Consider the following 14,569-nt stretch of genomic DNA (forward strand, 5'->3'; position numbering starts at 1 on the left):
CATGAGCGACGATACGCCCGACAGCCTGATCCCCTACGACGAAATCGTGCAGGAAGCGCTGCGCGCGGTGGTCGGCCGCGTGCTTGGCGAAGTGCAAGCCACCGGCGGCACGCTGCCCGGCGCGCACCACTTCTACATCACCTTCAAGACCGGGGCGCCCGGCGTTTCGATCCCTGCCCATCTGCGCGAACGCTTCCCGGATGAGATGACGATCGTGCTCCAGAACAAGTTCTGGGATCTCAAGGTGGACGAAGAGGGCTTCACTGTGGGGCTGAGCTTCAACCAGGTGCCCGCCAAGCTGGACATCCCCTTCGCCGCGATCACGGCCTTCGTCGATCCGGCAGTGGATTTCGGCCTGCAGTTCCAGGCCGCCGTGGGCGATCTGGAGCCCGAGCCGCATGACGATGCGGAAAACGATTCGCGCGATAGCGAAGGCAAGCCCGCCGCCACGAGCGAAGACGGTTCCAACGTCGTGACCGTGGATTTCGGGCGCAAGAAGTAAACCGCAAGCAGGGCCGGGGGCGAAAGGCAGCACCGTGGCAAAAGAGACCGGGGCAAACCTAAACGGCGGCAAATCGACAGGGGCGAAACTTGCGGGCCTTGCCATGCGGCAAGGCGCCCGGATCGCCCGTCATTCGCTGGACAAGCGCCTGAATGTCGCGGGCTACAAGCCCAGCGAGCTTGAAGATGCCGTGGTCGGCCGCGGCATTGTCAGCACCATCGCGATTGCCGCGGTTACCCGCCTTGCCACGCGATCCGTCCCCGGCGCGATTGTGGTGGGCGGCGGGCTGGTGGCCAAGGCCCTGTATGAACGGCGCAAGCGTGTGCGCGAGGCGGAAGAGCAGGCCGCAACCGAAATGGCGGCAGCCCCCGAAAAGGCAGAGGAAAAGGGCCGCTGATCGCCCTGCCCGCACTCGTCCGGGCTTGATTCACCCCGCCTGCATGCGGCAACAGCGCGCATGGCCAATCAAGACTCCCTGCATCGGCGCGGCCTGATGTTCATCCTCTCCTCGCCCTCGGGCGCGGGGAAGACCACGATCGCGCGCAAGATCCTGCAACAGGTTCCCGGCATCGCCATGTCGGTTTCCGTCACCACCCGCCCGATGCGCCCCGGCGAAGTCGACGGGAAGGACTACATCTTCGTGGACCGCCCCACTTTCGACCGGATGGTGGAAGAGGAGGAATTCCTCGAATGGGCGGAAGTCTTCGGCAATTGCTACGGAACGCCCAAGGCGCAGATCAAGGCAGGCCTGCGCGCCGGGCAGGATTTCCTGTTCGATATCGACTGGCAGGGCACCCAGCAGCTCTATCAACGCATGGAAGTGGACGTGGTCCGCGTGTTCCTGCTGCCGCCGAGCATAGAGGAACTGGAACAGCGCCTGCGCTCCCGCGCGACCGATGCGGAAGAGGTGATCCAGGGCCGCATGGCCCGCGCCCGCAGCGAGATCAGCCATTGGGACGGTTACGACTACGTCGTGATCAACGAGAATATCGATCCCTGCTTCGAAAAGGTGCGCGGCATCCTCGAAGCGGAACGCCTCAAGCGCATGCGCCAGACCGGCCTGATCGATTTCGTGCGCGGCCTGATGCGGGAGCCCTGAGCGGGCTGGTCTGACGGCGGTTTTGGGGTTCGCGCAGAGAGCGCAAAGGCCGCTGAGGGGGTGTGCCCAACCCAACCTTTGTCATTCCCGCGCAGGCGGGAACCTAGTTCGACGGTTGCTGCTGGATCCCCGCCTGCGCGGGAATGACGAAGATTGGGTTCACCTCCTTTGTCATCCCGGACTTGTTCCGGGATCCCGCTTTCTACGCGGAAGGAGCTGGACCCCGGAACAAGTCCGGGGTGACAGGTGATGTGAAGTGGCGCATTTGGCGATTATACTTGACTTCACGAACCGTTTCGGTTATATGCCCCGCACCTTGCTGCGATAGCAAGTCGCAAGGTTCAATCCGGAGGGCGGCATGTCGACTGCCTTTCCTCCCTTGTTCGCTTCGAACAACGCGGCCGGTGCGGGTGCGTGTCTTTGGGGGCGTTACCCCACGGCAAAGCCTCTTGCGCCAGATGCGGTTACCGGATGCGCGGCTTCACCGGCTCCCTCACGATCCCGGCCCTACGTGGGCAGGCTTTCCCGGGATGTTCGCGATGAACCACGAATGGCGCGGGATTATCACCCGCAAGGAAAGGATGCCCGGCTGCGAGCCCGCGGGCGCCTTTCCCGGCCGGTTTCCGATTGGGCAGAGCCAGGTGCACGGTGGAGGTGCCCGGCCTTTCGCTATTCTCCCCCCGCCTCCTGCACGCGCCAATCCTGACGCCGTGCCGGCCGCGCGATTGGTTTACTCGCACTACGCTGGCGTAAAGGTCCGGGTCGCCGCCGGATGGAGTTTTGTGCCTGCGCTCCAACCCCAACCTTCGTCATTCCCGCGAAGGCGGGAACCCAGTTCGACGGTTGCTGCTGGATTGTCCAAGGACGTCTTCGACTCCCCGCCTGCGCGGGAATGACGAAAGGGAGGAACTCACCCACACCCGCCCATCCTGAGCCTGTCGAAGGACACTCGCTGAGTTCTGGACTGGGCGCACTCGAACATTGTGGTTGGGCAAATGTCCCGCGTGTCCTTCGACAAGCTCAGGACGAACGGAGGTTGGAGGGACTGGGATGACAAAGCCCAGCGCCCTTAGAAATCCGTATTCCAGCGCAGCGCCACGCCCTGATCGTCGGGCATGGCCGCGTAATGGCCCGGTTCGCGCCGGTAATAGACGCTGGCCGAGGCCGAGCCGCCCCAGAGCGGGCCGTTCCAGGCCAGTTCGCCCATAAGCTCGCGCCCGTCAGGCGCCAGCGAGAGCGGGACCGAGCCGAAAGTCGCGCTTTCGGTGTCGTAGCTATAGGCAATCGGCAGGTTGAGCTTCAACCCGCCGCTCTCCACCCGGAGCGGCTGGGCCACGCGCAGTCCGACACTGTCGGAATTGCCGAACAGGCCCCTGCGCTGGAGATCGATTGACCAGGCGCGGCTGTAGATCACCGATCCGCTCTCGATCACGCTGCTGGTATCCGCATAGGTCCAGCCGTTCCGCATCGATCCGAACAGTTTCCAGCGGGGCGCGAACTGCCATCCGGCGCTGGCATCGACGAACAGCGTATTCGCCCCGCCGCCGCCGAACGCCTCGTGGAAGCGGCCGCCCAGCACGGTGCGCTCTTCCTGCATCCAGTCGAACCCGAGCGACGTCTGCAATCCGCCCCATTGCCGGTCGGCCGTCAGCGAGAAGCTGCGCATCGCATCGCGCGTGCGGCGGCCGGAAACCTCCTGCGCCAGCCACATCGAATTTCCACTCATCACCGCGCCGGATTCGCCCGCCAGCGTCAGGCCCCAGCCGCCGAACTGCTTGCGCATGGCAACCGACATATCCGCACGGTGGAAGGTGCCGTCATCCGAGCCTGCAAAGCGCGCGATCAGGAATGCGGGGCGATCCTGGCCCTGCATCTGCATCACCAGCCCATCGGGCCGCTCGGCATAGGCAAAGCCGAGCTGCATGTCCGGTGCCAGCTTGAGCGCCACCCGTGCGGCAAGAACCCGCGCAGTATCGGCCTCTTCCGTGGTCAGCATCAGTTCCTGCGGAATGCCGCGCACCGCATTGCGGTTCGAAGCGTCTATCGTATAGGCGATCGCCGCCTTGTCGCTGGTCGAGGAAACCGAGCGCGTCTGCCCACCGATCGCGTCGTACAGCCGGGTCTGCAAAGTGGCGGAGCGCATCGACGTGCCGATATTGTAACTGAAGGCCCGCCGATATTTGTCGAGCACCACGGTATTGACCGAAGCGGTGGTGAGCGCATCGCCCATCGCGGGGGAACCCACGGCAGTAGTATCATTCAACGCCAGCGCCACCGGGCTCTTGCCCGCCAGAGTGGTCGTACCCTGCGGCTGGAACGCTTCGTGTATGTCCAGAATGCCCCGGCCATACACACTGTCAGTGCCGGGCGTGCCCACATCCTGTGCGGTAGTGAGCAGCAGTTCGATGATTTCGGACGCCGTAAGAGTCGGGAAAGCCTGGGCGAGCAGCGCGACAGCGCCCGCGACCTGGGGCGCAGCGAAGCTCGTCCCGCTGATCAGCCAATAGCCACCGTCGATATAGACTGTGACGTCCTCGCCCAGTGCGGCCAGATAGACGTCCTCACGCCCGCGCGCCTGATTGCTGAAATCGGAGATTACACCCGCACCATTGACCGAACCGACAATGATCACGTTGTCGAAGCCGGTGCCTGTCAGGCTGCGGGGGAACGGATCGGGCCGGTTCGCCCCGTCATTGCCCGCGGCGATGACGACCACGATCCCCGCAGCCGAAGCATCCTTAATGGCCTGAATCTCTGTCGAAGATGCGGATGACCCGCCCAGCGACAGGTTGATGACGGTGGCGTTATGCGCGATCGCGTATTGGATCGCCGCCCCGATATCGCCGAAGGAACAGTCATTCGCGCTGGCGCAGGTTCCGGGCTCGTCGGCGCGGATGGCAAGGATCGTGGCGTTATAGGCAATGCCGACCGTACCGTTCGCGCCATTGTCGTTATCCGCCGCGGCGACCATCGCCACCAGCGTACCGTGATCGTCCTCGGCCTCGAGAATGCCGCGCGAAGAGAATATATCAGTGGAATCCGGGCTGATACGACCGGTGAATTCCGGGTTCGACTGGAAGATGCCAGTATCGATCACCGCAATGACCGATCCCTGCCCAGTATTCCCCGCCACCCATGCCGTGGCCGCGCCGTGGAAGGACGGCCCATCGGACCGGCGGTATTCGGTCGTATTGTAACCGATCGTGTCGCTCGGCTGGGGCGGCGGCACATAGCTGATCGGTGTCGGCGTTGGAGTTGGCGTGGGGGTGGGTGTCGGAGTTGGAGTAGGGGTAGGCGTCGGTGTGGGCACCGGTGTCGGCGTAGGGGTCGGAACCGGCGTGGGCGTTGGGGTTGGCACCGGCGTCGGGCTGGGCGTGGGCGTGCTGTTCACGCCGCCTCCGCCGCAGGCAGTCAGCAGGGCCATGGAGAACAGGATGGCCCCGTTCCCGACGGAAGCTCGAAGCGAATGAATTACCCTCATGATTGCCCCCAGTCTTGGCAATTCTACCTAACAAGCCGAATTCGCCCCTCCAGGGTAAAGATGAGGTAAACTCGCCCTCCCCCGGCCGCACGGCTTTGCCCTTTTCCCGGCCACGCATCCCGATTGCGCGACGGAACCCTTGCGCCGTGTCTGCAATGCGCCTTGCCCCAAGGCAAGCGAGGGGTTAGTCGCTCGCCCGTTCCCTTGAACAGTTCATCGCCAGTCCGGCAGATGACGGTTGATAACAGATACAGGAGTTGCCCCATGTCCGCCCAGCTCGAAACCGCGATCGAAGCCGCCTGGGAAGCCCGCGACACCGTCACTCCTGCCAGCGCCGATGTGCGCGAAGTGGTGGAAGCCGCGCTGGAACTGCTCGATGGCGGCAAGGCCCGCGTGGCCGAACCCGATGGGAATGGCGGCTGGACGGTCAACCAGTGGCTCAAGAAGGCCGTGCTGCTCTCCTTCCGCCTGAACGACAATGTCGTGGTCGATGGCGGCGCGGCCGGCGCCCCCGCTTTCGACAAGGTGCCGAGCAAGTTCGCCGGCTGGGACGATGCGCGCTTCCGCGAAGGCGGTTTCCGCGTGGTGCCCGGCGCCGTGGCCCGCCGCGGTAGCTTCATCGGCAAGGGCGTGATCCTGATGCCCAGCTTCGTGAATATCGGCGCCTATGTCGGCGAAGGCACGATGGTCGACACCTGGGCCACGGTGGGCAGCTGCGCCCAGATCGGCAAGAACGTCCACCTTTCCGGCGGCGTCGGCATTGGCGGCGTGCTCGAACCGCTGCAGGCCGGCCCGGTGGTGATCGAGGATAATTGCTTCATCGGCGCCCGCAGCGAAGTGGTGGAAGGCGTGACCATCGGCGAAGGCGCAGTGCTTTCGATGGGCGTCTATATCGGCGCCTCGACCAAGATCGTGGATCGCGCCACTGGCGAGGTCCATTACGGCAAGGTCCCGCCCTACAGCGTGGTCGTGCCCGGCTCCATGCCCGGCAAGCCCCTGCCCGACGGCACGCCGGGCCCGAGCCTCTATTGCGCCGTCATCGTCAAGACAGTGGACGCGCAGACCCGCTCCAAGACCGGGATCAACGACCTGCTGCGCGACTGATCGCACGGGCGGCCCGCTCCGCCCGTCCTTGCGGAACGCTCTCCCCTTCCCGCCCGTAGATCGGGTGAGGCCCCGCAGCCGGGGCCGCGGAAGAGGAGAATTCCGATGCAACAGCCTTCTGGAAAGCGGGGCGAGGAAATCCGCCTCGAAACCGACGAAGCGCGCGCCGGGTCCACCCCGCATATCGTGCGCTACGTGCTGTTCTTCAGCCTCACCCTGGCAATCGTGGCGATGACCGTCGTGTGGGTCAGCGCGGCGCTGAGCACGAGTTGAGGGAGGCTGCCATGCCCGCCCGCTCGAAGAAGCAGCAGATGGCCGCCGGAGCCGCACTTTCCGCCAAGCAGGGCGATACCGGCAAATCCTCCCTCAAGGGCGCTTCCCGCGAGATGTATGAATCCATGAGCGAGAAGGAACTGAAAGACCTGGCCTCCACCGCTCGCAAAGGCCTGCCGCGCAAGAAGGGCTAGTCCTTCTCGGGATATTCGATCGGCGGATCGGCCCGATGTGCCGCCGCATAGGCTTCCGCGGCTTTCAGCACCCGCATCATGTTGCGGCTGGCGATCTTTTCAAGGTCGGCCTGGCTGTAGCCGCGCCGGGCCAGTTCCACGAACAGCGCCGGATAGCCCGCCACGTCTTCCATGCCGACCGGCCCGGTGTCCATCCCGTCATAATCGCCGCCAAGGCCGATATGGTCGATACCCGCCACCTTGCGGATCTGGTCCACATGGTCGGCCATGTCGGCCACACTCGTCTTGGGCTCGGGATGCGCCTTGCCCCAGGCCTCCATCGCGTCCTTCACTCTGTCGGGCTGGCCCTGCCACAGCGCCTTGAGCCGGGCCTCCTCGCCCGCACGATCCGCACCCCACTGGCGGCGCTTCTCGCCCAGATAGTTCGGCAGGCCGACCACCATCACGATGCCGCCATTGTCCTTCAGGCGCGAGAGCACCGCATCGGGCACATTGCGCGGATGGCCGTTCACCGCGCGCGCGCCGGAATGGCTGAAGATCACCGGGGCCTTCGCCACATCCAGCGCGTCGAACATCGTGTCCTCGCTCACATGGCTGAGGTCCACCAGCATGCCGATGCGCTGCATTTCGCGCACCACATCCTTGCCGAAATCGGTCAGGCCGCCATGCCTGGGCGTATCCGTAGCACTGTCCGCCCAGTCGAGCGTCTTCGAGTGCGTAAGAGTGAGATAGCGCGCACCGAGATCGTACATCTGGCGCAGCACGCCCAGGCTGCCGTCGATGGAACTGCCGCCTTCCATTCCCATCAGCGAGGCGATCTTGCCCTGCTTCATCGCCGCTTCCACATCGGCGGAACTGGTCGCCAGCATCAGATCGTTCGGATAGCGCACCACCAGCCGCTTGAGCACGTCGATCTGCTCCAGCGTGGTGACCACCGCCTCGGGCTGAGGCAGGTCCGCATCGACATAGACCGACCAGAACTGCGCCCCGACCTTGCCCTTGCGCAAGCGCGGAAGGTCGGTGTGCATGCCCACCCCGCTCCATTCGGTCGCCGGGGCCTTGCTGGTATCGGTGAAGTCGAACTGGTTGATCACATTGCCGTATCGGCCGCGCAATTGCTCCGGCACGTCATTGTGTCCGTCCCAGACCGGCGCGGCAGCCAGAGCGGCGGCGGCGGTTTCCTCCGGGCTTTTGGCGGACAAGGGTGCGGCAAGGAAAGCGGCGGAAAGCGCGGTGACAAGCAGAGCGGTGCGGAAGCGCGGCATGGAAACTCCTGTTGCAGGGCAGCATATCAGCGCGCCCGGCATGAAATCGCAAGCCCTGGCCACATTGATAGCCGCCGCGCGCGCATGTTAGGCCAATCGCATGAGCAATGCCCGCCAGATCATCGACCGCTTGTCCCTCACCCCGCATCCCGAGGGAGGCTGGTATCGCGAGACCTGGCGCGCGCCCGCCCCGGACGGCACCCGCGCGGGCGGCACGGCGATCCACTTCCTGCTGGAGGCCGGTCAGCGATCCCACTGGCACAGAGTGGACGCGGCGGAAATCTGGCTGTTCCACGCGGGCGATCCGCTACGCCTGTCGCTCAGCCCCGGCGATGCGGGGCCGGTTTCGAGCGTGATACTGGGGCACGATGTTGCGGCCGGTCACGCCGTCCAGCACGTAATCGCGCCGGGCGAATGGCAGGCCGCCGAGGCCCCGCCGGTCGGCTCGGCAGGCTATTCGCTGGTGAGCTGCGTGGTGGTGCCGGGGTTCGAGTTTGCGGGGTTTACGCTGGCGCCCGAGGGGTGGGCGCCGGGGTGAGTCAATCTTGGCGACGCACCGGCTTTTCGTCACCCCGGGCTTGTCCCGGGGTCCCGTTGGCTTCTCACGCGGAAAGTAGCTGCCCCCCTTCGCGGGGGTAACGAAGGGTGGGGACTCGCGGTAACGCCTTTACGGTCTTTGCGGCCTTTGTTGGAAGCCGATAACTTCTCTCGCGAACACACAGACGGACGGCGTCCGGGCACAACCGCTCCGCGCCTTTGCGCCTCTGCGAGCGCCGAAAAGCGGGATCCCGGAACAGGTCCGGGATGACAAGGAAGGCTGACAGACGGGGAAGGTACACCTGCCCACCCCGCTGCGACTAGGCGGCTACGCCGCCAAGTCTCGCTGCCCCTCCCGCAAGCGGGAGGGGTTGGGGTGGGCCCGCCCAAGGGTCAAAATCAGCTCGGGTTCGCTTCCACCGAGTAATTGATCGCGGCGTTGCGGGTCTTCTGGAAGTCCGGCACGCTCATGCCCTTCATCGCGGCATAGACGTCGATATTGCCGAGGCCGACCACCGGGGCGAGCTTCTCCAGGTTGAAGAAGATCACGCCGTAATGGATCATGCCGATCCAATCCAAGTCGCGGATCAGGCGCTTTTCCTCGTCGGTCAGCTTGTATTCGGCCGCCAGCCCTTCAAAGTCGGTCTTGAAGCGTTCGCGGAAGCCCGGTTCCACGATGGTGTGGAGGAAATTGTTGATCCGCCAAGCCCTGGCGCTGACGCCCACGGTGAAGGGATAGGTTCCTTCAAGGCCCAGCGCGGGGGCCACGTCTGCCATCATGCGCGCGGCATATTCTTCCTTCGTCACCGGCAGCGGATCAGGTTCCGCATCCTCGAAGATCATGCTGGCGATGGAGGTCATGGAGGGCAGGAAGAAGCTCTGGTGCAGCTTGTTGACCTTGGGCGCCAGCGCGCCGCGCATCAGCATCCACATCACGATTTCGGCGCCTTCCATGCCGCCCAGCTTCACCAACTCGCCCACCGGGATGTCGATCAGGCTTTCCGGGTCCTTGTGCAGGCGGTCCATGAATTCCATGTCCCATTCGACATTGTTGAAGCCACAGCGTTCGCCGTGCACCTGGTGGGAGAGGCCGCCAGTGCCCGCGATGGCCACCTTGATGTCCTTGGGATAGGACTGGATCGCCCGGCGCAGGGATCGGCCGAAATTCCAGAAGCGCTTCGCACGCGGGATCGGCAGTTCCAGCACGCCGCATTGCAGCGGCACGATCTTCACGGGCCAGCCATTCTCATCATCATAGGGCAGCAGCACGGACAGCGGCGAGAAGGCCCCATGGTCCAGCCCCATGCCCTGCCAATAGGACAGGTCGAAATCGTCTGCCACCATGCCGAAGGCGATGTGCTGGGCAAGCTCCGGATCGCCCTTGATCGGCGGGATGTTGCGCGGGCCGCCGCCTTCGTCGGCCGCGGCATATTCCTCGCCGATGCCCAGCGCGAAATGGGAATAATGTCGCATCCAGAAGGAGGTCATGTGATCGTTGTAGATATACAGGATCACGTCCGGCTTCTTTTCGGCGAGCCACTGCTTCACCGGTTCGAAGCCCTCGAAGATCGGTTTCCACACGGGATCGTCATATTTGCCCGCATCATGGGCAAAGGCGATGGTGGGGGTGTGCGAAACGGCGAAACCGCCGACAATCTCGGCCATGGCAATGCTCTCCCTCTCCACGGGATGGCCGCCATTATGCCATGCGACTCCCGGATCGAACAATGATGCCGGATTAGGAGGATAGGGCCCTACGCACTTTGAGCGAGGTCAAAGCGTGAAAACTTCATATTTGTGAAGAAGCAGGCCGAACCTGTCCGGATCGGCCTGCAGGGGTCAGCCCTGATAGGCCCTGACGAAGGGCGCGAGGAATTCCCGATAGGGCTGCGCCGCACCGATCCCCGCGCGGTTGATCGGCTTGCGCACCTGCATCACGCTGGAGGTGGTCACCGTGCGGCGGTTCTCATGCGGGCTGAACACCTGCGGTTCCTCGGCCAGGCCGCAATGCTGCAATATCCGCCTGATCCAGATTTCCGGCTGAGTCACCAGGCTCTCATAGGATACCACCAGCAGGCGATCCCCCAGGATTTCCTGCCACCGGGCCATCAGCGCATCTTCCAGCTGGAAATGGAAGGCGATGTCTTCCAGATCGTAGCTCCACGGGATGCGGTGCATAAAACAGGTCCGGAAACAGGACCACGCGCAATCGAGTGGATCGCGCCTGAGCCAGATGAGAGGCGCCTGCGGCAGCAGGGAAGCCGCGAAGCCCAGCAGGCGGCTGCTATTGTTGGTCTTGTCCACGATGCGGCCCGAACCGGGGAAGCGTTCGTCCAGCCAGTGATGCCACAGGCGCGCAATTTCCGGCGCTCCCTCAGCCGCGGCATATCGGGCGAGTGCATCGTATGAAACGCCCGCCACATCCTTGGCGAACAATCCAAGGCGATTGATCTCGCCCCCGTCGCTCACGGCGCTGTGGCTGGTGAGAATCTGTTCGACCAGAGTAGTGCCGGATCGGGGCAGGCCCATGACGAAAATCGTGCGGTCGGTCGCTTCCCGTTGCTTGCGCCCCAGTTCGGCAATCCGTGCGGCGGTATAGCCGTTCACTGCCTCTTGCGCGCCGATACGGTCGCGCTCGCGGCTGTATGGTGCAATCGCCGTCATCCGGCGTGCGCCATCCGCAAATGCGGCAAAGGCCAGCGCATGGTCGCCCCGGTCCGCATGGACCTTGCCCACGGCGTAAAGATAGCTCGCCTGATCGATCGGGGACGCGCCCCTCTGTGCCTGTCCCGCCGCGAGAAGCCGCTCTGCCAGTTCCGGTTCGGAGGCGAAGTCGATCAGCGTCGCCAGCGAATGCCAAGCCGTGCCCGATTGAGGGCGCAGATCGGTCGCAAGTTCCAGCAGATTGCGCGCCTGCTCGGTCTCTCCGACATAGAGCGCCGAGGTGCCGCGACTATAGGCATTCGAAGCCCGGTCGGGCACGACCTCCGGCAACCCGCTCATCAGGTCATAGGCATCCTGCCAGATGCCGATTTCCGCGAGCAGGCCGGCCTTCTGGAAAACGGCCATGGAATTGTCGTTCGCGCTTTGCGTGAACAGGTCGAGCGCCTGCCGTGCCAGCGTCACCTCGCCATTATCGGCAGCGATCTGCGCAATGACATGCCATTGCGGCCCGATCGGGGCATCCAGCCGGATTAGTTCACGAATTAGATCATTTGTTCTGCGGCGATCGTCCTGCTCGACCGCAGCCTTCAGCCTGCCGCCGAGGGCCTGCACGCTGGCAAGATTGTTAACTAACATACATCACGTCTAATTTCGCACGAATCGCCTGATTAACGAGGATATTCCTCGCATACAAATGTCCTAAGAGACAGAAATCGGACAGGCATCAACGGCGAAAAGGTAACGAAGTGTAACGATTGCACACAGGGCGGATACCACAACGCAGCGACCGGATTTTCGGGGGCGTTTAGAACGCCTTTTGAGACGGGCAGTTCCCAAAAAATCGCTCAGGGACGATATTTTTCGACCAATGTCGCAAATCGCGCTCAACCCGCGACACGGGGCGCCATCCGCAGGCGAGCGGATGGGTAGCAAGCTACCCTTGCGAAAACGCCGCAAGGGGGTGCAGGGAGGGGGAAAAGGAGGGGGTCAGGGTGAGGCCGCTGGGCGATACGGCTACAAATGCAAGCGCGTGACGCGGCGTGTAGGGTATCCGGATTCAGCCCTACACGCAGCGGGCAATACGCGCAGTCCGCATTGCCTGTTTCACGACCCAGCGCGCAGCTTTAATTTTGGCACGGGGTGGCTTCCCTCAGGGAAGCGACGGCGGATAGAACACCGGCTATCCATTTTTTACCGGTGCCCCGGCTAGCCCAAATCAGTCCCGACTCCCAGCTGCGTCGCGACGCGACCCTAGTTGTAAAGAATTCCGACACAACTCAATTGCGCTACGCAATTGTACGTCAGTATTACCCCGTGATAACAGGCTATTAGGCCTGAAAATAAGGCATTGCGCCGGCACCGCAACGATGCCGGCGCAATGAAGCAATCAGTCTTCCTTGCCAGCCACGCCGTAATTGATCTGGGCGTTGCGGGTCTTCTGGAATTCGGGAACCGACAGGCCCTTCATCGCGGCATAGATGTCGATATTGCCGATGCCGGTCACGGCGCCGAGCTTTTCGAGCATGAAGAAGATCACGCCGTAATGGATCATGCCGATCCAGTCGCGTGTCCGCACAAGGCGGCGTTCTTCCTCGGTCAGTCCGGCCTGCTCGTAAGCGGCTTCCTCGTCCTCTCGGAACAGCTTGCGGATCTTGGGATCGGTCAGCGAGTGGAGGAAGTGGTTGAGGCGGAAGCCTTTCACCGCGCGCTCGATAGTGAAGGGATAGGTGCCCTCCATTTCCTCGGCGCCTTCATAGTCCCAATTCGCGCGGGCGATGGTTTCTTCCGGAGTTTCGGCCGGCTTGTCGGCGCTGCGCTCTTCCAGGATCATCGTGGCGATGGGGCACATGGAGGGCAGGAAGTAGGTCTTGTGAGTCACTTCCACTTCGGCCGCCAGCGCGCCGCGCATCATCAGCCACATGACCACTTCCGCGCCTTCCCAGCCGCCACGGCGGGCCAGTTCGGCAATCGGCAGGTCGAGCAGGCTTTCCGGATCCTTTTCCAGCAGTTCCATGAACTCGGCATCCCACTTGGGATCGTTGAAGCCGCAGCCTTCGCCATGCACCTGGTGCGACAGGCCGCCCGTGCCGGCAATCGCCACCTTGATGTCTTCGGGATAGGACAGGATCGCCTGGCGCAGGCTCTTGCCGAATTTGTAGAAGCGGCGGGCGCTGGGCAGCGGCACGGTCAGCACGCCGCACACGATCGGCAGCAGCTTTACCGCCCAGCCGTTTTCCTTGTCGTGATCGACCATGACGGAGAGCGGGCTGAAAGCGCCGTGATCCAGCCCCTTGCCCTGGAAATAGGACAGGTCGAATTCATTGGCCACCATCACGCGGGCGACATGTTCGGCGAATTTCGGATCGCCCTTGATCGCGGGAATATCGCGCGGGCCGCCACCTTCGTCCGCCGCCGAATAGCTTTCGCCCACGCCCAGCGCGAAATGGCTGTAATGGTCGAAGAACGAGGTCATGTGGTCGTTGTAGATATAGACCAGCACATCCGGCTTCTTCTCGCGGAACCACGCCTGCACCGGCTCATAACCTTCGAAGATCGGCTGCCAGACTGGATCGTTCTGCTTGCCGCCGTCCTTGGCGAAGGCGATGGTGGGGGTGTGCGACGTCGCGACGCCGCCGACGATGGTAGCCATTTTGCGCTTCTCCTCTCGCGCGGCCCCCGCTCGTCAGAAGCGGCGAATCCGCGAGTTGTTATTCAGATGGGCACTGCCGATAGCACGCGCAAGCGAGTGGCGCTTCATCATTTTGAATATTTCGCGGATGCGAAGGAGTAGCGCGTCAGTTCCCGTCGAAATCGATCGCGTCGATTTCGACATCGTCCCAGTCGCCTTCTTCCTCGCCGTCCTGCCCTTCATAGAAGGCCGTGAGGATAGTGGCGGCAATGACCTTGCCCTCCATCGCTTCGAGCAGTGCCTTGCGGCTGCTGCCGGGCGAGAGATCGAGCCTGGTATCCAGCGCGAAGAGCTGGAACACATATTGGTGCCGGTCGCCCTCTTCCAGCCGGGGCAACATCCATTCGCTGTTGCCCTGCGCATTCTTGCCAGTGCGCGGCGGGGTTTCTCCTTCCAGCAGCTGGCCCTTTTGCGGGGCGAGGCCCCAGACGAGCCAGTGGCACGCCGGTTCCTTGCCCGCGGCATCGGGATCTTCCACGATCAGCACCAGCTCCGCCGCGCCTTCGGGCGGGGCCGTCCATTCCAGCGGCGGGGCGACGGCATCGTCCTCGTCAGCCGTGAAGCTGGGATCGAGTTCCTCGCCATCGTCGAAGGCGGCGGATTTGAGGCGGAAGCCGCCCTTGCCCATCAGGCCGGGCGCGCCGAGGCGGGCGATTGCGAGTGCCGCATGTCCTGCGCTGGCTGCCATGGTGAATCCTTTCAAAACTGGCGGGCAATGCGATCCCCTTAGGTCCCAGTCCGGGCAAAGGACAAGGGCAAGC

General features: G+C 63.6%; 13 protein-coding genes. 7 read left to right on the top strand and 6 right to left on the bottom strand.

The features are described from left to right. Position 1 precedes the first annotated feature (1 nt). Genes WFP36_RS13125 through gmk form a run of 3 tightly spaced genes read left to right on the top strand, consistent with a single transcriptional unit; the run spans position 2 to position 1,601 of the window. Positions 2-502, top strand: coding sequence for an SspB family protein (locus WFP36_RS13125; protein ID WP_336980993.1), 501 nt, complete (start codon positions 2-4; stop codon positions 500-502). A gap of 34 nt (positions 503-536) precedes the next feature. Continuing rightward, complete coding sequence (locus tag WFP36_RS13130; RefSeq protein ID WP_336980995.1) at positions 537-899, top strand: hypothetical protein; 363 nt, start codon at positions 537-539, stop codon at positions 897-899. 60 nt (positions 900-959) lie between these two features. Then, a complete protein-coding gene (gene gmk, locus WFP36_RS13135) occupies positions 960-1,601 on the top strand; it encodes a guanylate kinase (protein ID WP_336980996.1) in 642 nt (213 codons plus the stop codon). Positions 1,602-2,670: 1,069 nt separating this feature from the next. Here gmk and WFP36_RS13140 read toward each other — a convergent pair. Next, positions 2,671-5,025 (bottom strand): S8 family peptidase, encoded by a 2,355-nt coding sequence (locus tag WFP36_RS13140; protein WP_336980998.1) that lies wholly within the window; start codon positions 5,023-5,025, stop codon positions 2,671-2,673. Between the two features lie 321 nt (positions 5,026-5,346). Here WFP36_RS13140 and dapD point away from each other — a divergent pair, with 321 nt between their 5' ends. From dapD to WFP36_RS13155, 3 genes are all read left to right on the top strand, one after another. Continuing rightward, a complete protein-coding gene (dapD, locus tag WFP36_RS13145) occupies positions 5,347-6,186 on the top strand; it encodes a 2,3,4,5-tetrahydropyridine-2,6-dicarboxylate N-succinyltransferase (RefSeq protein WP_336981000.1) in 840 nt (279 codons plus the stop codon). Positions 6,187-6,291: 105 nt separating this feature from the next. Continuing rightward, a complete protein-coding gene (locus WFP36_RS13150; protein WP_336981002.1) occupies positions 6,292-6,459 on the top strand; it encodes a hypothetical protein in 168 nt (55 codons plus the stop codon). Positions 6,460-6,470: 11 nt separating this feature from the next. Continuing rightward, positions 6,471-6,653 (top strand): DUF3008 family protein, encoded by a 183-nt coding sequence (locus tag WFP36_RS13155; RefSeq protein WP_336981004.1) that lies wholly within the window; start codon positions 6,471-6,473, stop codon positions 6,651-6,653. Here WFP36_RS13155 and WFP36_RS13160 read toward each other — a convergent pair. Next, on the bottom strand, positions 6,650-7,918 hold the full coding sequence (locus tag WFP36_RS13160) for a dipeptidase (protein WP_336981006.1): 1,269 nt from the start codon (positions 7,916-7,918) through the stop codon (positions 6,650-6,652). The genes WFP36_RS13155 and WFP36_RS13160 overlap by 4 nt on opposite strands. A gap of 100 nt (positions 7,919-8,018) precedes the next feature. Between WFP36_RS13160 and WFP36_RS13165 the strand changes: the two genes are divergently transcribed. Beyond that, on the top strand, positions 8,019-8,456 hold the full coding sequence (locus tag WFP36_RS13165) for a cupin domain-containing protein (protein WP_336981007.1): 438 nt from the start codon (positions 8,019-8,021) through the stop codon (positions 8,454-8,456). 398 nt (positions 8,457-8,854) lie between these two features. On the opposite strand, the gene WFP36_RS13170 is transcribed toward WFP36_RS13165, so the two are convergent. The 4 genes from WFP36_RS13170 to WFP36_RS13185 all read right to left on the bottom strand — a co-directional run bounded on the left by WFP36_RS13170 (position 8,855) and on the right by WFP36_RS13185 (position 14,496). After that, positions 8,855-10,120, bottom strand: a complete 1,266-nt coding sequence (locus WFP36_RS13170) for a gallate dioxygenase (RefSeq protein WP_336981009.1) — start codon at positions 10,118-10,120, stop codon at positions 8,855-8,857. A gap of 174 nt (positions 10,121-10,294) precedes the next feature. Beyond that, positions 10,295-11,755 carry a tetratricopeptide repeat-containing sulfotransferase family protein gene (locus tag WFP36_RS13175; RefSeq protein ID WP_336981011.1) on the bottom strand — a complete coding sequence of 487 codons (1,461 nt, stop codon included), beginning with the start codon at positions 11,753-11,755 and terminating at the stop codon, positions 10,295-10,297. A gap of 751 nt (positions 11,756-12,506) precedes the next feature. Beyond that, positions 12,507-13,769 carry a gallate dioxygenase gene (locus tag WFP36_RS13180; RefSeq protein ID WP_336981013.1) on the bottom strand — a complete coding sequence of 421 codons (1,263 nt, stop codon included), beginning with the start codon at positions 13,767-13,769 and terminating at the stop codon, positions 12,507-12,509. A 145-nt stretch (positions 13,770-13,914) separates the two neighbouring features. Next, positions 13,915-14,496, bottom strand: coding sequence for a YbhB/YbcL family Raf kinase inhibitor-like protein (locus WFP36_RS13185; RefSeq protein WP_336981014.1), 582 nt, complete (start codon positions 14,494-14,496; stop codon positions 13,915-13,917). Positions 14,497-14,569 lie beyond the last annotated feature (73 nt).

Origin of the sequence: Fulverythrobacter fulvus (assembly GCF_037154085.1) — a bacterium.
In the GTDB taxonomy this organism is placed as follows: Bacteria; Pseudomonadota; Alphaproteobacteria; order Sphingomonadales; family Sphingomonadaceae; genus Andeanibacterium; species Andeanibacterium fulvum.

Coding starts and splice junctions, on each gene's coding strand:
- WFP36_RS13150 (WP_336981002.1), top strand. CDS start 6,292: ATGCAACAGCCTTCTGGAAAGCGGGGCGAGGAAATCCGCCTCGAAACC.
- WFP36_RS13125 (WP_336980993.1), top strand. CDS start 2: ATGAGCGACGATACGCCCGACAGCCTGATCCCCTACGACGAAATCGTG.
- WFP36_RS13165 (WP_336981007.1), top strand. CDS start 8,019: ATGAGCAATGCCCGCCAGATCATCGACCGCTTGTCCCTCACCCCGCAT.
- dapD (WP_336981000.1), top strand. CDS start 5,347: ATGTCCGCCCAGCTCGAAACCGCGATCGAAGCCGCCTGGGAAGCCCGC.
- WFP36_RS13160 (WP_336981006.1), bottom strand. CDS start 7,918: ATGCCGCGCTTCCGCACCGCTCTGCTTGTCACCGCGCTTTCCGCCGCT.
- WFP36_RS13155 (WP_336981004.1), top strand. CDS start 6,471: ATGCCCGCCCGCTCGAAGAAGCAGCAGATGGCCGCCGGAGCCGCACTT.
- WFP36_RS13140 (WP_336980998.1), bottom strand. CDS start 5,025: ATGGCCCTGCTGACTGCCTGCGGCGGAGGCGGCGTGAACAGCACGCCC.
- WFP36_RS13185 (WP_336981014.1), bottom strand. CDS start 14,496: ATGGCAGCCAGCGCAGGACATGCGGCACTCGCAATCGCCCGCCTCGGC.
- WFP36_RS13170 (WP_336981009.1), bottom strand. CDS start 10,120: ATGGCCGAGATTGTCGGCGGTTTCGCCGTTTCGCACACCCCCACCATC.
- WFP36_RS13175 (WP_336981011.1), bottom strand. CDS start 11,755: ATGTTAGTTAACAATCTTGCCAGCGTGCAGGCCCTCGGCGGCAGGCTG.
- gmk (WP_336980996.1), top strand. CDS start 960: ATGGCCAATCAAGACTCCCTGCATCGGCGCGGCCTGATGTTCATCCTC.
- WFP36_RS13180 (WP_336981013.1), bottom strand. CDS start 13,769: ATGGCTACCATCGTCGGCGGCGTCGCGACGTCGCACACCCCCACCATC.